Here is a 20,722-nt window from a genome sequence, read left to right as displayed (position 1 = left end):
GACGGTACGTCAGGCCACCACTGTGGCGCGGAACAGTGTGCCGGTACCGGACGCTTCGACCGATTCGTCCGACGGCACGAAGACCGAGCCGCCGGGGGCGAGGTCGAGCGTGCCGACGCGGGGCGCACCGGCGGTGCAGAGCAGGATCTGCGGGGCGGACCTGGTCAGGTCCACGGGGGCGGCGCCGGGTGAGAGGTCGTAGCGCGACAGCCGGAATTCGTCGACCGGGGTCTCGTACAGCTCCTCGCCGGAGGGAGACGCCTCGGGGCGCAGGATGCCGGGGTCGGTCGCCTCGAAGCGGACGACTCCGAGGAGTTCGGGGACGTCGATGTGCTTGGGCGTCAGTCCGCAGCGCAGCACATTGTCCGAGTTGGCCATGATCTCGACACCGAGGCCGCCGAGGTAGGCGTGCGGGACGCCGGCGCCGAGGAACAGGGCTTCGCCGGGCTGGAGGTGTACATGGTTCAGCAGCATCGCAGCGATGACACCCGGGTCGCCGGGGAAGTGGTGTGCGATGCGGGCGTACAGGGCGTGGGCGCCGCCGAGGCGTTCGGCGGCGGCCGCCGCCGCGGTGACCGTCTCCGCCATCTCCGCGGGGTCGGCGGAGAGGATCGCCGTGAGCACTTCGCGGAGCGCCGCCTCTTCGGGGTGGGCTCCGAGCAGGTCGACGTACGGCTTGAGGGAGTCGACGCCGAGCGCCGCCATCGCCTCGGCAGCCTCGGTGGGCCGGCGGAAACCGCAGAGGCCTTCGAAGGGAGTGAGCGCGCAGATCAGTTCGGGCTTGTGGTTGGCGTCCTTGTACGTGCGGTGGGGTGCGTCGATCGGGACGGACCGACGCTCCTCGTCCTCGTACCCCTTCTTGGCCTGCGCGAGGTCGGGGTGGACCTGGAGGGAGAGGGGGGCGCCCGCGGCGAGCAGCTTGAGGAGGAAGGGGAGGCGGGGGCCGAACTTCTCGACGGTGGCCAGGCCCAGTTCACGCTCGGGGTCGGCGGCGATGATGTCGGTGAGGGGCTGCTCGGTGCCTGCTGTACGGGTGAGGCGGGAGGGGGCTCCGGGGTGGGCGCCCATCCACATCTCGGCCTGGGGTTCGCCGGTGGGGGCGATGCCGAGCAATTCGGGGATGGCGGTGGTGGAGCCCCAGGCGTAAGGGCGCACGGTGTTGGAGAGCCGGTCCATGGAGATTCTTCGTCCTCGTGAGATGCGGGGATCGTGCGATGCGGTGGAGCGGGTCAGGGATGAGCTGCCGACGCCAGGGACAGGTAGACGGCGGCGAAGTCGGTGACTGCGAGGAGTTCGGCGAGGGCTTCGAGTTCGGTGCCCTCTTCCGGTTCGAGTTCGCTGATCGCCGTGTCGTGGCCGAGGGCGAGTTCGCGGGCGGCCGGGGCGGCGCTCAAGCCGCCGGTGGGCCGGTCCCGGAGCAGGACGACCCGGGCGTGCAGGGGCTCCGTCTCGTCGACCCGGTCGCGGAAGAAGTCGTCGGGGTCGGCGCCGGCGGCGAAGGTGCCCGCCAGCAGTGCCCCGTGGGCGGGGAGCGCCTCGGGGAGTTCGGCGGCGATGGCCGGGCGGCCGGACAGTTCGGCGAGGACGGCGGCGAAGCGTCGCCCGACCGGTCCTGCGGCGTCGCCCTCCGTCCAGATGAGGGGCAGGCTGTCGGCGAGTTCGGCAGCGAGGGTCTTGGCCGGGTTGCTGTACGTGGCAATGGCCGGGCCGCAGCGTTCGGCGGTGCGGTCGAGGCGGTCGGCGACGCTCTGCAGTGCCTCGGGGGTTGCAGTGACCAGGCCGACCCGGTCGAGCAGGGCGAGCAGCGGCGTGAACAGGGCCCAGAGCGTGCCGGGGCCCGCGGCCGAGGTCTCGGCGTCGTACTCGCCGTGCGGGGCGGACGCCATCGGTACGACGAGGCCGTGCACCCCGTCGACCGCCTCGCGCAGCGGGGACCGGTGCGGGGCGACGGCGACGACCGTGCAGCCGCGCCGGTACGCCTGTTCGGCGAGGAGGGCGAGGCCCGGTTCGGCGCCGTCGGCCGTGGCGATCAGCAGCAGGTCGACGGAGCCGGCCCAGCCGGGGAGCGTCCAGCGCATCGCGCCCGCGGCGGGTGCGACGCCGGAAGGGGGGATACGGGTGACGGGGGCCGAGGCGCCCGCCAGTCCGGCGATCAGGTCGGCGACGCCGAATGCGGCGGTGCCGGAGCCGGCGACCAGGACGGCGCGGGGGCGGCCCTCCGGGGTCAGTTCGGTGATCCCGGCCTCCGCGGCATACCGGGCGGCGGTACGGACACGCGCCCCGGCCTCGGCGGCGCCACGGAGCAGACCGCGGCGGTCGGCTCGGGCCAGTGCTTCCGGGGCGTCGAGCAACGACTCGTCGAGCATGGGGACGGGCCTCCGATCACGTGCTGCTCAGCGTGAGGTCTGCGGTGTACGGGGCGGGGTCGCCGATGCGGTGGGTGACGGCGGTCCCGTGACTCGCTGTTACGCGGGGCGGCGGGCCTCGTCGACGAGGAGGACGGGGATGCCGTCCCGTACCGGGTAGGCCAGGCCACAGTCCGTGCCGGTGCAGACCAGCTCAGGGCTGTCGGCTGCCGAGCGGTCGTCCAGCGGGGAGTGGCAGGCCGGGCAGGCAAGGATCTCCAGGAGGCCGGCTTCGAGCGGCATGGGGTGGGTCCCTTCGGGCATTCGAACGTGTGTGTCCGGTTCACGCGGATCAGGCGTCGTCAGCCTACCGCCGGGGTGACGGGGGCGCGGCCCACCCCGGAGCCGGTGGGGCGGGTGAGGCGATGTGGTGTGCATGGGGTTGCGGTGCGGGTCGGGGCCGGCGGGTGGTGCGCCTGCGGCGGGCTCGCCCCTTCCCGAAACCGGTGCTCCGTCCCGGCCCCGTCCGGTTCCCTGACGCCGGACGGGCCGGACGCTCGCCCAGGAGGGCCGGGAGTGGACCTACACGCGGACCAGGGCCAGGACCTCGTCGCGTACCGCCCTCATCGTCCCCTCGTCGCGGGCCTCGACGTTCAGGCGCAGCAGGGGTTCCGTGTTGGAGGCCCGGAGGTTGAACCACCAGTCCGGTGCCGTGACCGTCAGGCCGTCCAGTTCGTCGAGCGTGATGCCCTCGCACGCCTCGAAGAGTGCGCGTACCGCTGCCGTGCGGGCCGGCTGGTCGTCGACCGTGGAGTTGATCTCTCCGGAGCCGGTGTAGCGGTCGTACTGGGCGACCAGTTCGGAGAGCGAGCCCGGCTGGCCGCCGAGGGCGGCGAGGACGTGGAGGGCGGCGAGCATGCCCGTATCGGCGTTCCAGAAGTCGCGGAAGTAGTAGTGCGCGGAGTGTTCGCCACCGAAGATCGCGCCGTGTTCGGCCATCTCCGCCTTGATGAAGGAGTGGCCGACGCGGGTACGGACGGGGGTGCCGCCGTGTTCGCGGACCACCTCGGGGACCGACCAGGACGTGATCAGGTTGTGGATGACGGTGCCCTTGCCACCGTTGCGGGCGAGCTCGCGCGCCGCGACCAGGGCGGTGATCGCGGACGGGGAGACGCCCGCGCCGCGTTCGTCGACGACGAAGCAGCGGTCCGCGTCGCCGTCGAAGGCGAGGCCCAGGTCGGCGCCCTCGGCCAGCACCCGGGCCTGGAGGTCGACGAGGTTCTTCGGGTCGAGGGGGTTGGCCTCGTGGTTGGGGAACGTGCCGTCCAGTTCGAAGTACATGGGGACGACGTCGAGCGGGAGTCCCTCGAAGACGGTGGGGACGGTGTGGCCGCCCATGCCGTTGCCCGCGTCGACCACGACCTTCAGCGGGCGGATGGCCGTCAGGTCGACCAGGGACCGCAGGTGGGCCGCGTAGTCGGTGAGGGTGTCGCGGTCCGTGACGGTGCCGGGCGTGGCGACCGGCTGCGGTACGCCCTGTTCGGCCCACTTCTCGATCAGGGTGCGGATCTCGGTGAGCCCGCTGTCCTGCCCGACCGGTGCGGCGCCCGCCCGGCACAGCTTGATGCCGTTGTACTGCGCCGGGTTGTGCGAGGCGGTGAACATCGCCCCGGGCAGGCCGAGGCTGCCGGAGGCGAAGTACAGCTGGTCGGTGGAGCAGAGGCCGATCAGGGTGACGTCCGCACCGCGTGCCGCCGCGCCGCGCGCGAACGCCGCCGAGAGGCCGGGCGACGACGGGCGCATGTCGTGGCCGATCACGATCGCCTCCGCGTCCGTCACCTCGACGAACGCCGCCCCGAACTGCTCGGCCAGCGATTCGTCCCACTGGTCGGGCACGACTCCGCGCACGTCGTACGCCTTCACGATCTGCGACAGATCAGCAGTCACGGGCTTGTCCTCCTGAGTTTTCTGCGGACCGCCCAAACTACCCGGCCGGTCCGCGCGCCCGTCGGGGATGTGGTCGTTCGGTGATCGACCGCTTCAGGAGTCGGGCGAGCGCAGGACCCGCAGGTGACCGCGGCGCGCGACCTCCATCGGGTCCGCGGCGTGCGGGCCGCCGCCTCTTGCCTCCGCCGCGCGGTCGTGCGGACGCGCCGCTTCCCGCACGGCGTTGGCGAGTGCTTCGAGGTCGTCACCGCTGGGGCGCGTGGGCGCAGAGGGATCGGTGAGCCGGACGACTTCCCAGCCGCGTGGCGCGGTCAGTCGCTCACTGTGCTCGGCACAGAGGTCGTAGCAGTGGGGCTCGGCGTAGGTGGCGAGCGGGCCGAGGACCGCAGTCGAGTCGGCATAGACGTACGTCAGTGTCGCGACGGCAGGGCGGCCGCACGCGGTGCGCGAACAGCGACGTACAGGGCTCACGATGTTGGACGGTACCGCACTCTTGAGCGGGCTGCGACGACTCTCCCTCAGGTCACCCCACCGTGTCGCACTGTGACCTCCGGCACAACCGCCTTTCGGGCAACTGGCCTGACCTGCGCGGGAAGAGGGAAGCGCAGGTCGCAACGGCAACGATTTCGGTCACCACTCGGTGCATAAGCTGTCAATACGTAGGAGATCCGCGGTCGCGGACCGGGCCTGAAACGGGCTCAAGCTTGGCCGGAATGTTCAAGTGCGGACATGCCGCTGTGCTGCCGGTGACGGGCGATCCGGCTGCTCCGCAGAGGGTTAGGCTGCGTCGGTGATGGACAGTCCTGTACCACCGCCCCACCCGTCCGAGCCGCGGTCCGAGCCGCGACCGCGCCGTCGTGACCGCCATGGCCGCGGCATGCGCGGACCCGTCGCCCCGCCCCAGGTGCCGCTCTCGGCCACCAGGGCGGAGAACTTCCGTGATCTCGTACAGGACTCGGTGGAGCGGCTGGAGCGGCGCTGGCCTCAGCTGGCCGATGTCGACTTCATGGTCCTCGATGTGCCGGGGCCGCAGACGGAGACCGTACCGCTGGGGCGTGCGGTGTCCGCGGAGAAGGACCGGCCCGCGCAGATCGTCATCTACCGGCGCCCCGTCGAGATCCGTACCAAGAACCGCGACGAGCGTGCGCTGCTGGTGCATGAGGTCGTGGTCGAGCAGGTCGCGGAGTTGCTCGGGCTGTCACCGGAGTCAGTGGATCCGCGCTATGGGCAGGACTAGTGCCGTGCCCGGCAAAGCTTGCCGGGAGGGGCACCAGTGCCGTGACCGGCAATGTCTGCCCCATAGGGAGCGTCGTCCGGTGCGTGCGAAGCAAGGCGGCCGGACGTCCTTGTACCGGACGTCCTTGTAGCGGAGCTACCAGGGCTTGTGGCCAACTCGGCGAGCGGGCGTGCCGGGCGGCGCGACGGGGCAGAGCTTGCCGGGAGGGGCATCAGGTCCTGTCGTCCGGATCAGGCTGCAGATCTCGCGAGCCCAGCATGATCCGAACGAGAGGCCCTGGGTGTTCGGGGCGGGCCGGCCTCGGCCTGCCCCGAACCCGTTGCTCAGTCGTCCAGGACCGAGAGGTCCTGTTCGGCGTCGGGTACCTCGACCGTTCCGCCGTCGTCCGGCAGCGTCTGCACCGTGAACATCGGGATGCCGCCCTCCGGAAGGGACAGGGTGCGCGCGGCATGGACCGGACCGCCCGACTCCGTCTCGATCGTCAGCGCGTAGCTGCCCTTGAGCCCGGCCGGTACCGGCGGGGTGACGGCGATCGTCGTACTGGCCTTGACCGTGTACGTCTGGACGGTCTGTTCGCCGCCCTCGCTGCCCGCTGAGGCCGTGACCTTCACCTTCCCGGTGGTGCCCGGAGCGGTGAGGGAAAGGATCGAGCCCTTCGCCCGATTGTCGGCCACGGTGGCCTGTGCGCCCACCGGCCCGGTCGCCGGTATGTACGCGACCTCCCGCTTGTCGCCGGTGCCGCGGACCACGCGCAGCGCCGCCACCACCGGAGTGGCCCGTCCGCTCTCCGCCGGGGTCAGCAGCAGGGAACCCGCTTCCCCGTTGGTGATGTCCTTCAGGTCGACGCCTGCGGTCATGTTCGACTTGACGTGAAGATCCTCGTGTCCGGCCGGTGAGATCGCACCGCTCTTGCCCAGCAGCTTCACGTTCAGATCCGCGTCGTCGTCGCCGGGGGCGAAGGCCACCAGCCGGACGTCCGTGGCGTCCGCCGGGATGCCGGGGAGGACGAGGGTGCCGGTCGGGTCGACGGAGGCGGCGAGCCAGTCGCTGCCGGTCTCGTTGTCCGCTGCCCTGACGACGGCGCCGACCCGGCCGGTACGCGTGGTGACGTGGACGGTCACGTCGTCGGCCGCCTCGCTGGTCAGGGTGGAGATCAGGACCGGAACGCTGGACCTGGCCGGGACCGTGATGCCTTCCCCCACATCGGACTTGAGCGAGCCGTCCGGCCCGTACAGCTCGATGTCGGCCACCGCGGCCGTGTCGTCCGGGTTGGTGAGGTGGACGTAGTCCTCGCGGGACTTCGCGGTGCTGGCGGCCGGGAACCAGAAGTTCGTGTCGGGGCCGGTGCAGCTGACCCCGAGCAGGCCGCGGGTGGCGCCCGCGCTGACCGTGGTGGTCTGCTGCGTGGTCCAGCCGGGGGCCAGCTCGCCGGTGGCGGTGCCGACCAGGGCCGGGGCGTCGGAGCCGGACGCCTCGGCGGTGGCCGGTCTGCCCGGCTTCTTGAGGGAGACGACCGGCTTGTCGGAGTCCGCCTTCTTACTCTTGTCCTTCTTCCCGTCCGTCTCGGCGGTGGTGTCGTCGCCCGCGTCCGCCCTGGTGGAGACGGACGGCATCAGTTCGGCGGCGCCTGCCGCTCCGCCGCTGCCGGCCGCCGGGGTGAAGGACGTGTACGTCGTCTCCGCGAGGTCCGAGAGGCCGGGCGCCGGGCAGAGCAGACTGGACCGCTCCACCGGCAGCCGTGCGGCGGCTTTCGCCTCGCCCGCATCCGCGTCGCCCGGCGCGGTGAGCGCGGCGAACCCGGTGACGGCGGCGAGGGCTACGGTGCCCGCGATGAGGGACAGGCTGGTGGACTTCACTCGGACTCGCCTCGCGATGCGTTACCGGTCGGCCACGGGTTCCGGGCCGGGGCGGGGTTCTCGTCGGGGTTCTGCGGGTCGTACGGGGGCTGTGCGGTGTAGGGGGCCTGTGGGTCGTACGGGGGCTGCGGGGCGTACTGGCTGTACTGGCCCTGGTCGTAAGCGCCCTGGCTCTGGTCGTACTGGCCCTGTTCCTGGTTGTACTGGCCCTGGTTCTGGTTGTACTGGCCCTGGTTCTGGTCGTACTGCTGCTGCGCGTAGCCGTACGGGTCGTACGCCGGGGCGGTGCCCTGCTGGTAGGGATCGGCTGCAGCCTGCTGCTGCTCGCCCTGGTACTGCGTGTAGTCGGCGCCCTGGTACTGCTGGGTGTCCCACTCGCCGTACTGCTGTTGCTGCGGTACGGGGGCGTAGTGGCCGTCGTCGGGTTGGGCGTACGGGTCCTGTGCCCCGGACTGCTCGCCGTACGGGTCCTGTGCTTCGGACCGCTCGGCGTAGGGGTCGGCCGACTGCTGCGCGGGGATGTTCTGCCCTGCCTCGTCCGGCGTCGGCTCGGCGTCCTCGGATGCCGCCTCCGCCTCCGCCTCAGCGGCGGCGCGCAGTCGGCGCGCCCGGCGTCCCTCGCCCGCGACCGGCTCGGCCGGAACCGTCAGGTCCGCCTCGGGCAGGTCGTCGTCGATCTCCCGGCGGCGGCCCGGCAGAGCCAGGACCAGCAGGACCACGCCGAGCGCGGCCTGGGCCCAGATCCACGCGGTGTGGGTGATCGGCGCCTCGTACGTGAGGTCCAGCGTGCCGCCCTCGGTGGGCAGCTCGAAGCCCTGTGCCCAGCCGTCCACGGTCCTGGCGGTCAGGGCCCGGCCGTTCAGCGTGGCCTTCCAGCCGGGGTCCGCGGCGTCGGCGATCCGCAGGACGCGGCCGGAGCCGCCCGCGGGAATCCTGGAGTGCGCCTCGACCGGCCGGGAGCCGACGGGCAGCTGTTCGCCGCCGGCGCCGGACGGGACGATCATGATGCGGGCGACCTGACGGTCCACGCGCCACAGCGCGCTGCCGTCGAGCTGGCTCAGCCGGCTCAGACCCGGGGTCGCGTCGAGCACCCGGCTCATCTCGCGCGGCGCGCCGTCCCGTACGAGTACGTAACGGATCGCGAAGCCACTGAGCTGGCTGCCCTGGTCGGCGCCCGAGCCCGCGACCAGGTTGGCGACCACCTTGTCCAGGTGGCTGTTGGAGCCACCCGACTCGGCCAGTTCCGCGTCGCCGAGCCGCGCGCCGGAGCCGCGGACCAGGGTGTACGCGACAGAGGCGGGCGAGCTGCCGCCCAGGACCAGGGTGCGCGGCTGGTCGCGGGTGCTGCTCTCTTCCGCGACGAACGCGGGGACCTGCACCGGGTCACGGCGCTCCAGCGGGCCTGCGGCGCCGCCGATCATCCAGCCGGCGGCGGCCAGCGCGGGGGCCAGCACCGCGGCGAGGGCGATCAGGGCGGCGACGGGCTGGCGCCAGCCGAAGCTGAGCCCGGCGACGCGTACCCGGGCACCGTCCGCGCCGACGAGCGCGGCGGTGATCAGCGCGATGCCGTAGACGAGGGTGGCGGGCCCGGCCCAGCCGGAGCCGTTGGCGAGCCCGGCGAAGACCAGGGCGACAAGCGCAACGGCCCAGGCGGCACGGATCGCGAACTGCCGCTCCCCGCGCAGCAGTGCGGCCAGCGCCGCGAGCACGATGCCGAGCAGCAGCACGCCGCCCGCGGCCTTCGGGCCGCCGGGGCTGATCCCGAGCAGGTCGAGTGCGGAGGCCGTACCCGTACCGAAGTCCAGGCCCGCCTCGGTCAGGAACGAGGCGGGGCTGCTGAGCAGCGACAGCGACCACGGGGCGAGGACCAGCAGCGGGGTGCCGATCGTGGCGAGGAAGCGGAGACCGTAGGCGGCGATGTCGTCGCGGCGCAGCACGAGGACGCCGATGCCGAGGACGACAGCGAGCGGCCAGACGATGGGCGTGAAGGCCATCGCGAGGGTGAGGAGCAGGGTGTACGCCCAGGTGGCGCGCCAGCTGCCGCGGGTGTCCCCGTGGCCGGGCATCCCGCACGCGGAGACGGCGGCGCGGGTGATCAGCGGAAGCAGAATCGCCAGTACGGCGGTGCCGAGGCGGCCGGTCGCGAGGGCGCCGGTCGCGGCGGGCAGGAAGGCGTACGCGATGCTCGCCCAGGCCCGCAGCAGTCGTGATTCGAGCAGCGGGCGGGAGACGAAGTACGCGGTGAGTCCGGCGAGCGGGACCGAGCAGACGAGCAGCAGCGTGAGCGCGAAGCCGGTCGAGCCGAGGAACAGCGCGGACAGGGCGGAGAGCACGGCGAGGTAGGGCGGTGCGGTCTGGGTGCCGCCGGTTCCGACCGGGTGCCAGCCGTCCGCGTACCGCCCCCACAGGTCGGAGACGTCCGCGGGTGCGGGCAGCAGCGCGCCGCCCGCCAGTGCGCCGCCGCCGAGGAGGCCGCGGCAGGCGACGAGGGAGACGAGGAGCAGGACGGCGAAGAGGACCGGGCCGGGCTTGCGGCCGATCCGCTTCAGCCGGGCGAACTGCTCGATCTCCAGGAAGTCGGCGTCGTCACCGCCCGGCCCGGACTCGACGGCGCCGTGCCGTGAGCCGCCGGAATCGACGTCGGACCTGCTGCCGAAGTTTTCGGCGACCTGCTCGACGGTGGCGCGGACGGTCGCGCCGGGCGGCGGGAAGAGCCCACGCAGCTCGGCCGCGTCCACGACGCCCTTGCCGCGCCTGCGGCGGGCCGCGAGGATCCTGCCGGGGCGCAGCAGGGTGCCGAAGAGTCCGGCGACCTCGTCGAGTGCCTGGCCGGGCACCTTGCCGACCAGATAGGCGAGGGTACGGAGCAGGGTGCCGAGCACGAGCCGGAGCAGCACCCAGGGCAGCTGTTTGCCACGGGCGTTGACGAGCATCGTGTAGACGGCGCCGGCCTTGTCGACGCGGTGCGGGGAGGCGACGGAGCGTCCGGCGCAGTCGATGGGGCGGCGTTCCCGGGCGGATGCCTCGGCATGCCGCAGGACGGCGTCGGGGGCGACAAGGACCCGGTGTCCGGCGGCATGCGCGCGCCAGCAGAGATCGACGTCGTCACGCATCAGCGGGAGCCTGCTGTCGAACCCGCCGAGTTCCTCCCAGATGTCACGGCGGATCAGCATGCCGGCGGAGGAGACGGAGAGCACGGTACGGACCTGGTCGTGCTGGCCCTGGTCCTGCTCGCGGCGGTCGAGTCCGGTCCAGCGGCGTCCGCTGTTGGCGATGGAGACGCCGACTTCGAGGAGCTGCTTGCGGTCGTACCAGCCGCGGAGTTTGGGGCCGACGATCGCGGCGTGGTGGTCGGTCTCGACGACGCGCAGCAGCTCGGCGAGCGCGTCGGGCTCGGGTGCGCAGTCGTCGTGGAGCAGCCAGAGCCACTGCACCGGTTCGCCGTGCGGCAGTTCGGGCAGGTCGTACGCGTCGTCGCGCCAGCTCCTGGCGACCGGGTCCCAGGAGCTGGGGCGCTTCAGGTACGGCAGGTCGTCGGGGGTGAGTTCATCGGCCGTGCGGACCGCCTCGTCGACGGCCGTACCGAAGCTCGTACGGCGTGCGAGATGCAGGACGCGCTCGGCGCCGAGCGCCTCGGTGACCAGCCGCGCGGAGTCGTCGGCGGAGCCGGTGTCGGCGGCGACGACCTGCTGTACGGGACGTTCCTGCCCGAGCAGCCCGGCCAGCACGGTGGGCAGCCAGCGTGCGCCGTCGTGGGCGACGAGCACGGCGGTGACGACGTGCCGGGGGAACTCTGGGGCGGCGGCGGCCGCGTACGGCGCCGCCGGTTGGCTGTGCACGGACATCGAGGTACGGGCCCTCCGGCCGGGTCCGGGGGGCGTCCCCCCGGGGGCTGCATCGGTGTACACGCGCGCTCCGTCGGGGCGTTGGCGCGTCTCGGACGGAGCCCCACACTAACGGTACGGATGACCGGGGTGGCGCCGAGCGGTTGAACGGGGGCGCTCGGAGGGCGACGGGCGGAGCGGCTGCGCCGGCAGCGGTACGGGGGTGTGCGGACACGGCGATGGCCCGCCGCCTGCGGGCAGGGTGCAGGCAGCGGGCCATCGGGGCCGAGGTCCGGAGCGCGGTCGGTGGCGCTCGGGCGGCCGGGGGTTCCAGCGAATCCGCCGGTCTGTTGCTTCGCAGGCCTCGCGGTCAGACAGCGGCCTTCTTCAGGCGTCGCCGCTCCCGTTCGGAAAGGCCGCCCCAGATACCGAACCGCTCGTCATTGGAAAGGGCGTACTCAAGGCATTCGGACCGGACTTCACAGGCGAGGCAGACCTTCTTGGCCTCGCGGGTCGATCCGCCCTTCTCGGGGAAGAAGGACTCGGGATCGGTCTGGGCGCACAGTGCGCGCTCCTGCCAGCCGAGTTCCTCGTCCGCGTCCTCGACCAGCAGTTGCTGGAACAGCTCGGTCATGTGCGCCCCTCGTCTGTCTCTTGCGTCCCCGTGATGCAGCCGTTATCGATTCGGCCGAACGACACGAGTGAAATTACAAGTGTGTGGATCCGAGCCAGTCAAGCGGAGATCTGCTATTGGGCCCGGTATTCACTCTGCGGAACCAAGCCTATGCGGAAAGTGTGCAAATCACCAAAAACCTGACATATGCCATGGGCTTCATCACGCCCCCGTCCATCGCAGAGTCAGACTCCCGGGAGGGCGGCCATGTTTCGATTCGATCACCGAAGCGATCAAGATCACAGTCGGATCACGAGGCCGCTACGACGTTTGGGGGCGCCGTTGTTGCGCCACATCTCCGGCGCGGTGGGTGCGCAAACCTTTCCCCGACCGGAGTAACCGGATGAGGTGAAACATTACCGCCAAATCGGGCATCAGGTTGACAACGGGAGCTTTGCTCGGTTCCCTTGCTGTCATGCCAGCGACCTCCGTGATGCGCGTGACCCACCTCCGTGGGTTCCGCACCGCTGTCCAGGCTCGCTGTTGCTGTTCCAGCTGTCTCAGCTGTTGAGGCCTTCGCGCTCCAGCTAGTCGCAGCTCTTCTCCGGACCTCGACCTTCTCCGGACAACCCCGTCGAACGGCTTCTCGCCCGGCGACTGCCCGGTCCCTCCCCGGTCCCCGGTCCTCGCGACACCCCTGGATCTCTGCATCTGCACTCTTGCCCTGCACTCACTTGCCGAGGAACCACCGCACCCATGAACAGCGACAGCGACCTCCAGATCGCCGGCGACATCCTTGAGGTCCAGCACCTCCTCCGCCCTGCCCGCCAGCACCCCTCCACGGTGGCCGAGTTCGTCGGGCTCGCCCGCAGCATCGCCGGCGACCGCTCGCAGTGGGCGCCGCTCGTCCAGTACGACGCGACCACCCGCTGGTACCACCGGCTCCGCACCGTTCCCCAAACTCTCGGCTCCGCTCGAGCAGGGGAGACCCCACTCGGTTACGAGGTGTGGCTTCTCAGCTGGGTCCCCGGTCAGGGCAGCGGGCTGCACGACCACGGGCTGTCGTCCGGCGTACTGACCGTCCTGGAAGGCGAATTGACCGAGCGTACGGAGCGCGGCATGCGGTCGCTGGACCCCGGCGCTCAGCGCGTGTTCGCGCCCGGATACGTCCACGAAGTGGTCAACGACTCCCTCGAACCGGCCGTCAGCCTGCACATCTACTACCCGGGGCTCACCGAGATGCCCATGCACGCGGCGCAGTGCGCCTCGGAGACTGCCGACGCCGTACACGCCTGACAGCACAACGATCAGGCTGCGCCTGACAGACCCACCCGTCGCCCACCACCACCCCCACAACGATCAGGCTGCGCCTGACAGACTGGTCTGCATGCGCATTGTGGTTCTGGCCGGCGGTATCGGTGGTGCTCGTTTTCTGCGTGGCCTCAAGCAGGCCGCGCCCGACACGGACATCACGGTGATCGGCAATACCGGCGACGACATCCATCTGTTCGGACTCAAGGTCTGCCCCGACCTCGACACCGTGATGTACACCCTCGGCGGTGGCATCAACGAGGAGCAGGGCTGGGGCCGTACCGACGAGAGCTTCCACGTCAAGGAGGAACTCGCGGCGTACGGCGTGGGACCCGAATGGTTCGGGCTCGGCGACCGTGACTTCGCGACCCACATCGTCCGTACGCAGATGCTGGGCGCCGGCTACCCGCTGAGCGCCGTCACCGAGGCGCTCTGCGCACGCTGGAAGCCCGGGGTCCGGCTGCTGCCGATGTCCGACGACCGGATCGAGACGCATGTCGCCGTCGACATCGACGGCGAGCGGAAGGCGATCCACTTCCAGGAGTACTGGGTGAAGCTGCGCGCCTCGGTCCAGGCGCAGGCGATCGTGCCCGTCGGTGCCGAGCAGGCGAAGCCGGCGCCCGGTGTCCTGGAGGCCATCGCCGACGCCGACGTCATCCTCTTCCCGCCGTCCAACCCCGTCGTCTCGGTCGGCACCATCCTCGCCGTGCCCGGGATCCGGGAGGCGATCGCCGAGGCCGGGGTGCCGGTCGTCGGCATCTCCCCCATCGTCGGGGACGCGCCGGTACGCGGCATGGCGGACAAGGTGCTCGCCGCGGTCGGCGTCGAGTCCACGGCGGCCGCCGTCGCCCGGCACTACGGCTCCGGGCTGCTCGACGGCTGGCTCGTCGACACGGTGGACGCAGGCACGGTCGACGAGGTGGAGGCCGCGGGCATCCGTTGCCGCGCCGTGCCGCTGATGATGACGGACGTGGACGCGACCGCCGAGATGGCGCGGCAGGCGCTGGCACTGGCCGAGGAGGTACGGGCGTGAGCGGCGCGGCCGCCGGTGGGACGCCCTCGTACCGGGTGTGGGCGCTGCCCGGGATGCCCGAGGTACGGGCCGGTGACAACCTCGCGAAGCTGATCGCCGCCACCGAGCCGGGGCTGGCCGACGGTGACGTCCTGCTCGTCACCTCGAAGATCGTCTCCAAGGCGGAGGGCCGGATCGCCGAAGCCACCGACCGGGAGGCGGCGATCGACGCCGAGACCGTACGGGTGGTGGCGCGCCGCGGCACGCTGCGGATCGTCGAGAACCGGCAGGGACTGGTCATGGCCGCGGCCGGGGTCGACGCCTCGAACACCCCCGCCGGGACGGTGCTGCTGCTCCCCGAGGACCCGGACGCCTCCGCGCGGACGATCCGGGACGGGCTGCGGGACACCCTCGGCGTCGAGGTCGGGGTCCTGATCACGGACACCTTCGGGCGGCCGTGGCGCAACGGGCTGACCGATGTCGCCATCGGGGCGGCCGGGGTCCGGGTGCTGGACGATCTGCGGGGCGGGACGGATGCGCACGGCAATCCGCTGAGCGCCACCGTGGTCGCCACCGCGGACGAGCTCGCCTCGGCCGGTGATCTGGTCAAGGGCAAGACGGAGGGGCTGCCGGTCGCGATCGTGCGGGGGCTCTCGCATGTGGTGGACCCGGCGGACGCGGAGGCCGGGGCCCGGGCGATGGTGCGGGTCGCCGCCGAGGACATGTTCCGGCTCGGGACGTCCGAGGCGGTGCGGGAAGCCGTGACGCTGCGGCGTACGGTCAGGGAGTTCACGGACGAGCCGGTGGACCCGGCGGCGGTACGGCGTGCCGTGGCCGCGGCGGTGACGGCGCCGGCGCCGCATCACACGACACCGTGGCGGTTCGTACTCCTGGAGTCCGAGGAGTCGCGGACCCGGCTGCTCGACGCGATGCGGGACGCGTGGATCGCGGATCTGCGCCGCGACGGCAAGAGCGAGGAGTCGATCGCCAAGCGGGTACGGCGGGGCGATGTGCTGCGCCGGGCGCCGTATCTGGCGGTGCCGTGCCTGGTGATGGATGGCGCCCATACGTACGGGGACGCGCGACGGGATGCTGCGGAGCGCGAGATGTTCGTGGTCGCGGCGGGCGCGGGCGTTCAGAACTTCCTGGTGGCGCTGGCCGGTGAGCAGCTCGGGTCGGCGTGGGTGTCGTCGACGATGTTCTGCCGCGATGTGGTGCGTGAGGTGCTGGATCTGCCGGCGGAGTGGGATCCGTTGGGTGCGGTGGCGGTCGGGCGTCCGGCGGTTGCGCCGGCGGCCCGGGCGGAGCGGGGTGCGGAGGGGTTCGTCGCGGTGCGGTGAGGTGGGCCGGGGTGGGATTTCCCCTGCCCGCCCCTTCCCGGGGCCCGGGGGCGACCCCGGGGCCCCCGTTGTCCTCGATCGCCGGACGGGCTCAACAGTGGTGCGGCTTGTCGCGACCCGCGGGCTCGGTTCGTCCTCAGGCACCGGACGCGCTCGCATGTGACGCGGCTGGTCGTGGAGTGCGAGGCCGGGTCGGGTGTTTGAGGGGGTTGACAGCTGCTTGGCTGGGAGCATGCACGAGGTCGTTTTAGCTCGATCGTGTGAGGGTCGGTTGATGGGCTTGCGGTGGGCCGGGAAGACCGCGCTAGCCTGACTGGGCGAGCTGGGACACCGGGTGCGGTGCCGGCGTGCGGGGCCCTTGCTCCACCAGCGAGATGGTTCAGGGCCTCCCCGTCGCCACTGACCGCACCCATCTGGCCAGGTCGTGAGGGACTCCGCCCTTCCGGGACCGGACCACGGACAGGATCCGTGTCGCCGCCCGGAGGTGAAAGCGGACGACCAGTGCGCCCAAGACCGTTCGGGGCGCGCCAGTGCGCGGACTCACTTCCGCTCACTGCCAAGGAACGGTCTCAGAGGCGGGCGATGTCGCCTCTTGTCATGCGCGGAGCTCTGCGCGGCGGGGTGTGGCCCGAGAGCAGGATGAGGCGTGTGGCTCGGTGGCGCTGGCCCTCGTAGGGGGTGAGGAGCGTCAGCATTTCCGCGTCGTCTGCGTTTCTGTCGCCTGCCAGGGCGTGCCCGATGATGCCGGGGAGGTGGAGGTCGCCCACGGTGACCGCGTCGGGGGCACCGTTGGCTCGTTGGAGGGTTTCCGCCGAGGTCCAGGGGCCGATGCCGGGGATCAGTTCCAGGCGGGCAGTGGCCTCGGGGAGGGGCATCGTCGCCGCTTCCTCCAGGCGGCGGGCGACTCGTACCGCGCGCAGGATCGTGGCCGAGCGCTTGGCGTCGACGCCGGCGCGGTGCCACTCCCAGGACGGGATCAGCGACCAGGTGCGCGGGTCCGGCATGACGTGCAGGCCGTGCGTGCCGAACAGGGCCGCTGCCGGACCGGGGGCCGGAGTGCCGTACGTACGGACCAGGAGGCGCCAGGCACGGTAGGCCTCGTCGGTGGTGACCTTCTGTTCCAGGATCGACGGGATCAGCGACTCCAGCACCAGACCGGTGCGCAGCAGGCGCAGTCCGGGGCGGCGGTGCCGGGCCGCGGCGACCAGGCGGTGGCGGGGGCGGAATGCTTCCGGGTCGTCCTCCGCGCCGAGCAGGGTCGGGAGCTGGTCCAGCAGCCAGGACGCGCCGGGGCCCCAGGCCGTCGCCTCGATCCGGCCGCCCCGGTCGGTGATGTGGAGCGTGCCGGGGCCTGCCGGGGTGCGGGTGGCCCGCCAGACCGAGCCGTCCCGGTCGATGCGGAACGTGGGGTCGGCGGGGCCGCGGCGCAGCGGGCCGAGGACGAGGCGCAGGTCGAGCGGGCCCGGCGGGGTCCAGTCCCGGGTCAGTGCCTCCGGTGCAGGACCGGTCAGCGCCTGGCATGGGACGGGCGTGCGCGGGGCGCTGCGGGGAGCGAATCGTCCTGCCACGGGTGAGGTCCTCGGTCGTCGGGGGTGCCTTTCGAGGGTACGCGCCGCAGCGAGCCCGTCATTCGTCCGACGAGAAACGGACCGACGCGTCCGGCAGGACCGCACCGCACCAGACACGGACGCCGTCTCGCAGTTCGTTGTCGGCGCCGACGTGGGCGCCGTCGCCGATGACGGCGCCCACCAGGACCGTACGGCTGCCGATCCGGGCACCCGCTCCGACCAGGGAGTCCGTTATCACGGCGCCGGGTTCGACAACCGCTCCGGCCAGTACCGCGGAGCCGTCGATCCGGGCGCCCTCGCCGATCAGGGCGTCCTCGCCGATGACCGTACCGCCGGTGAGTTTGGCGTCGGCGGCGACGGATGCGGTCGGCAGGACGAGCCGGTCGCCGCACCGGCCGGGGATGGCCGGGGACGGGGCCCGGCCGAGGACGAGGTCGGCGGAGCCGCGTACGAATGCCTGCGGTGTGCCGAGGTCCAGCCAGTACGTGGAATCGACCATGCCCTGGAGGTGCGCGCCGGAGGCGAGCAGTCCGGGGAAGGTCTCGCGCTCCACGGAGACCGGTCGGCCGGCCGGGATCGTGTCGATGACCGAGCGGCGGAATATGTACGTTCCCGCGTTGATCTGGTCGGTGACGATCTCCTCGGGCGTCTGCGGCTTCTCCAGGAACGCGGTCACCCTGCCCGCGGAGTCCGTCGGTACGAGTCCGAAGGCACGGGGGTCCTCGACCCGGGTGAGGTGGAGCGAGACATCCGCGCCGGAGGTGGCGTGCGAGGTGACCAGCGCCCGGATGTCGAGGCCGGTGAGGATGTCGCCGTTGAAGATGAGCACGGGTTCGTCCGGGCCCGAGGTGAGGCGGGACGCCACGTTGCGGATGGCGCCGCCGGTGCCGAGCGGTTCGCGTTCGGTGACGTACTCGATGTGCAGGCCGAGCGACGAGCCGTCGCCGAAGTACGGCTCGAAGACCTCCGCCAGGTACGAGGTCGCGAGCACGATGTGCTCGACCCCGGCGGCCCGCGCCCGCGCCAGTTGGTGCATGAGGAACGGGACACCGGCCGCCGGAACCATGGGCTTGGGGGTGTGCACCGTGAGCGGGCGCAGTCGGGTGCCCTTGCCGCCGACCAGGAGAATCGCTTCTTTTGCCTCTGTCACGGCACGTCTCTGCTTCCTGCTGGGGCCGGGCCTGGTTTTGGCCGGCCAGTGTATGCAGACCGGGCGGTTCACCACCGTCCGGCAGCCCCGCAGGAGTCCGCAGCGGCGGGTCGTCAGCGGCCTTGCAGACGGGCGGAGCTGGTCCGGGCCGTGCCGAGCTTCTCGTAGAGGCGTTCTCCCGGGCATTCGGTGACGAAGCCGTCCCGGTGGCCGGAGATGACGTTGAGTTTGACCTTCGCTCCCTTCTTGAACCGGTTGCCGCCGCCGGAGACGAGCGTGGTGCTGCCCCTGGGGTCGGCGCCGAACAGGCCGAGCTTCCAGGCGGTGAGCTCGGCGACGGCGTTCACCACTGCGGTGGGCGGCTTGGACGTGGTGAAGGTTCCGAGCACCGCAATGCCCATGCTGTCGGCGTTGAAACCGAGAGTGTGCGCGCCCTGGACGGCCTTCGTCACGCCTCCGGCGCGTCCTTCGTAGATATTTCCGCACTTGTCGACGGCGAAGTTGTAGCCGATGTCGCGCCAGCCGCTGCTCTCGACGTGGTAGCGGTAGATACCGCGAAGGACCGAGGCCGCTTGCGAACACGTGTAGCTGTTGCCCGTGGCGGAGTGGTGGATGAAGGCGGCCTTGACGGACTTTGTGTACACGAAGGTGCTCTCGCGGAGCTCCTCGTCGGCGCCCCAGCCCTTGCGGGTGATGATGCTCGGGCGGGGGCCGATGTACGGCTTGGAGCCCGGGGCGACGTCGTCCTCGGCCTCGCTCTCCGCCTCGGTCTGCGCCTTGCTCAGCGCGGGGAGAACCAGGGCTTCGGAGGACGGGGCACGGCTGTCCCCGCCGCCGGCTTCGGCTCCCGGGCCGGCTGCGGGGAGTTGTTGAGGGTCCTTGCCCGGGTCGACGAGTTCGAGCCGCAACCCATCGGGCAGCGGGACGCTGGCGCCGCTGCCCCGGTCCCGTACGTCGGTCACTTCGGGGCTCACCCGGACCTCGACCCCGTCGGAGTCGCCGACCCAGAGCGGAGCGGTGGAGCCGCGGACGGTCCCGGAGTCGCGCTCGGCGGTGCCGGGGTCGGCGCCGTGCTCGGCGTTGTGGGTCTCCAGCTCCTGCCAGTCCGACCAGTGGGTGGTGCCGGTGGCACGGGTGCGGACCTGGACGGTGCCGTTGAGTTCCACGTCGGCGTCGTCCCAGACGACACCGACCAGGGAGAAGGGGTGGACGTCGCGTCGCGGCAGGCCCTGTTCGGCGGTGGCGGCGGCCTCGGTGGGGGCGCCGGTCACCCGCGTGGACGCGGTGGGCAGCGCAGTGAGTGGCAGGGACTGGGTCGACCCGGGCACCTCGACGGGGTCGGCGGCCTCGGTCTCTGCGGTGACGGTGGTGTCGGGGGCGGCGCCCGCAGGCGCGGCGAGCGGCAGTACGAGGGCTGCCGAACAGGTGACACCAATGGCGGATGCAATGAAGGCACGCATACGAACGATCCTGGGCACAATCCGATAACTCCGGCTACTGGGGCATCTCCCCACAATTGACGAGCCGTCTGCCGAACCGGTGTACGCGACACCTGTGACACCCGGTCCCGTCCGGCGCGGCCGCGTAGCCTTGCGCAGATGAACGCCAGCGACCGCACCCCTGCCGACCTGCTGCGTTCCGCGCTCGCCGCGGACCCGGCCCGCCCCATGGTCACTTTCTACGACGACGCCACCGGAGAACGGGTCGAACTGTCGGTGGCCACCTTCGCCAATTGGGTGGCCAAGACAGCCAATCTGCTGCAGGGCGACCTGGCCGCGGAACCCGGCGACCGGCTCGCCCTCCTGCTGCCCGCGCACTGGCAGTCCGCGGTCTGGCTGCTCGCCTGTTCCTCGGTCGGCGTCGTCGCCGATGTGCAGGGCGACCCCGCCGCCGCCGACCTCGTCGTGACCGGTCCGGACACGCTGGACGCGGCGCGCGCCTGCCGCGGCGAGCGCGTCGCGCTGGCCCTGCGTCCGCTGGGCGGCCGGTTCCCGCAGCCGCCCGAGGGCTTCACGGACTATGCCGTGGAGGTGCCGGGCCAGGGCGACCGGTTCGCGCCGTTCGCACCGGTGGACCCGGACGCGCCCGCGCTGACCGTCGGCGGTGTCGCGCTGACATCGGCGCAACTGGTCGCGCGCGCCCGCGAGGACGGAGCGGAGCTGGGTCTGACGCCCGGGTCGCGGCTGCTGACGGGGCACACCTACGACACCTGGGAAGGGCTCAGCGCCGGGCTGTACACGCCGCTGGCCACCGGTGGCTCGGTGGTGCTGTGCCGGCATGTGGACCGGCTGGACGAGGACGGGCTCGCCAAGCGCATCGAGAGTGAGCGGGTCACCAACACCGTGGTACGACCGGCACTCTGAGAGCACTCGTACGGCCCACAGCAGGCCGAGCCCCCGGGCCTGCGCCTCAACTCCGGTACATGATCAGCGGTACAGGCCCTGGGCACAACCAAGCGTGGGGTTCAGCCGTCTACTCCTGCGACCGGCGGCCCAGCGCGCTGCCGAACGTGAAGGATG

Annotated in this window: 16 protein-coding genes; 5 read left to right on the top strand and 11 right to left on the bottom strand. The window is 71.9% G+C overall.

Translation table 11 applies throughout. From position 1 onward, the window contains the following. Positions 1 to 9 precede the first annotated feature (9 nt). From manA to ACWD6R_RS19875, 5 genes are all read right to left on the bottom strand, one after another. Positions 10 to 1,176 (bottom strand): mannose-6-phosphate isomerase, class I, encoded by a 1,167-nt coding sequence (gene manA / locus ACWD6R_RS19895; RefSeq protein WP_451819883.1) that lies wholly within the window; start codon positions 1,174 to 1,176, stop codon positions 10 to 12. 53 nt (positions 1,177 to 1,229) lie between these two features. Next, positions 1,230 to 2,366, bottom strand: coding sequence for an SIS domain-containing protein (locus ACWD6R_RS19890; protein WP_451819882.1), 1,137 nt, complete (start codon positions 2,364 to 2,366; stop codon positions 1,230 to 1,232). A gap of 99 nt (positions 2,367 to 2,465) precedes the next feature. Beyond that, complete coding sequence (locus tag ACWD6R_RS19885) at positions 2,466 to 2,648, bottom strand: Trm112 family protein (protein ID WP_030927015.1); 183 nt, start codon at positions 2,646 to 2,648, stop codon at positions 2,466 to 2,468. A 279-nt stretch (positions 2,649 to 2,927) separates the two neighbouring features. Beyond that, positions 2,928 to 4,292 (bottom strand): phosphomannomutase/phosphoglucomutase, encoded by a 1,365-nt coding sequence (locus tag ACWD6R_RS19880; RefSeq protein WP_451819881.1) that lies wholly within the window; start codon positions 4,290 to 4,292, stop codon positions 2,928 to 2,930. 93 nt (positions 4,293 to 4,385) lie between these two features. Further along, positions 4,386 to 4,763 carry a DUF3499 domain-containing protein gene (locus tag ACWD6R_RS19875; protein ID WP_266984962.1) on the bottom strand — a complete coding sequence of 126 codons (378 nt, stop codon included), beginning with the start codon at positions 4,761 to 4,763 and terminating at the stop codon, positions 4,386 to 4,388. 322 nt (positions 4,764 to 5,085) lie between these two features. Between ACWD6R_RS19875 and ACWD6R_RS19870 the strand changes: the two genes are divergently transcribed. Continuing rightward, complete coding sequence (locus ACWD6R_RS19870; protein WP_451819894.1) at positions 5,086 to 5,529, top strand: metallopeptidase family protein; 444 nt, start codon at positions 5,086 to 5,088, stop codon at positions 5,527 to 5,529. Between the two features lie 323 nt (positions 5,530 to 5,852). On the opposite strand, the gene ACWD6R_RS19865 is transcribed toward ACWD6R_RS19870, so the two are convergent. The 3 genes from ACWD6R_RS19865 to ACWD6R_RS19855 form a co-directional block, all read right to left on the bottom strand. After that, on the bottom strand, positions 5,853 to 7,385 hold the full coding sequence (locus ACWD6R_RS19865; protein ID WP_451819880.1) for a DUF5719 family protein: 1,533 nt from the start codon (positions 7,383 to 7,385) through the stop codon (positions 5,853 to 5,855). Then, on the bottom strand, positions 7,382 to 11,230 hold the full coding sequence (locus ACWD6R_RS19860) for a glycosyltransferase (RefSeq protein ID WP_451819879.1): 3,849 nt from the start codon (positions 11,228 to 11,230) through the stop codon (positions 7,382 to 7,384). The genes ACWD6R_RS19865 and ACWD6R_RS19860 overlap by 4 nt, the downstream gene beginning before the upstream one ends. A gap of 349 nt (positions 11,231 to 11,579) precedes the next feature. Beyond that, positions 11,580 to 11,843, bottom strand: a complete 264-nt coding sequence (locus ACWD6R_RS19855) for a WhiB family transcriptional regulator (protein ID WP_030927001.1) — start codon at positions 11,841 to 11,843, stop codon at positions 11,580 to 11,582. Between the two features lie 735 nt (positions 11,844 to 12,578). Between ACWD6R_RS19855 and ACWD6R_RS19850 the strand changes: the two genes are divergently transcribed. The 3 genes from ACWD6R_RS19850 to ACWD6R_RS19840 all read left to right on the top strand — a co-directional run bounded on the left by ACWD6R_RS19850 (position 12,579) and on the right by ACWD6R_RS19840 (position 15,485). Beyond that, positions 12,579 to 13,118 (top strand): cysteine dioxygenase, encoded by a 540-nt coding sequence (locus ACWD6R_RS19850; RefSeq protein ID WP_451819878.1) that lies wholly within the window; start codon positions 12,579 to 12,581, stop codon positions 13,116 to 13,118. A 91-nt stretch (positions 13,119 to 13,209) separates the two neighbouring features. Continuing rightward, complete coding sequence (gene cofD, locus ACWD6R_RS19845) at positions 13,210 to 14,166, top strand: 2-phospho-L-lactate transferase (protein ID WP_451819877.1); 957 nt, start codon at positions 13,210 to 13,212, stop codon at positions 14,164 to 14,166. After that, positions 14,163 to 15,485, top strand: coding sequence for a coenzyme F420-0:L-glutamate ligase (locus ACWD6R_RS19840; protein ID WP_451819876.1), 1,323 nt, complete (start codon positions 14,163 to 14,165; stop codon positions 15,483 to 15,485). Before cofD ends, ACWD6R_RS19840 begins: the two co-directional genes overlap by 4 nt. A 569-nt stretch (positions 15,486 to 16,054) precedes the next feature. On the opposite strand, the gene ACWD6R_RS19835 is transcribed toward ACWD6R_RS19840, so the two are convergent. From ACWD6R_RS19835 to ACWD6R_RS19825, 3 genes are all read right to left on the bottom strand, one after another. Further along, a complete protein-coding gene (locus tag ACWD6R_RS19835; RefSeq protein ID WP_451819875.1) occupies positions 16,055 to 17,053 on the bottom strand; it encodes a DNA-3-methyladenine glycosylase family protein in 999 nt (332 codons plus the stop codon). A 58-nt stretch (positions 17,054 to 17,111) separates the two neighbouring features. Next, on the bottom strand, positions 17,112 to 18,203 hold the full coding sequence (locus tag ACWD6R_RS19830) for a sugar phosphate nucleotidyltransferase (protein WP_451819874.1): 1,092 nt from the start codon (positions 18,201 to 18,203) through the stop codon (positions 17,112 to 17,114). Positions 18,204 to 18,316: 113 nt separating this feature from the next. Beyond that, the gene (locus ACWD6R_RS19825) at positions 18,317 to 19,663 is read right to left on the bottom strand and encodes a peptidoglycan recognition protein family protein (protein WP_451819873.1); all 1,347 of its coding nucleotides are present in this window, start codon (positions 19,661 to 19,663) and stop codon (positions 18,317 to 18,319) included. Positions 19,664 to 19,801: 138 nt separating this feature from the next. Between ACWD6R_RS19825 and ACWD6R_RS19820 the strand changes: the two genes are divergently transcribed. Next, complete coding sequence (locus ACWD6R_RS19820) at positions 19,802 to 20,566, top strand: TIGR03089 family protein (RefSeq protein WP_451819872.1); 765 nt, start codon at positions 19,802 to 19,804, stop codon at positions 20,564 to 20,566. Positions 20,567 to 20,722 lie beyond the last annotated feature (156 nt).

This window comes from Streptomyces sp. NPDC005151, assembly GCF_053599875.1.
The sequence above is the reverse complement of the archived record's forward strand: the minus strand, read 5'-3'. Positions and strand labels throughout refer to the sequence as shown.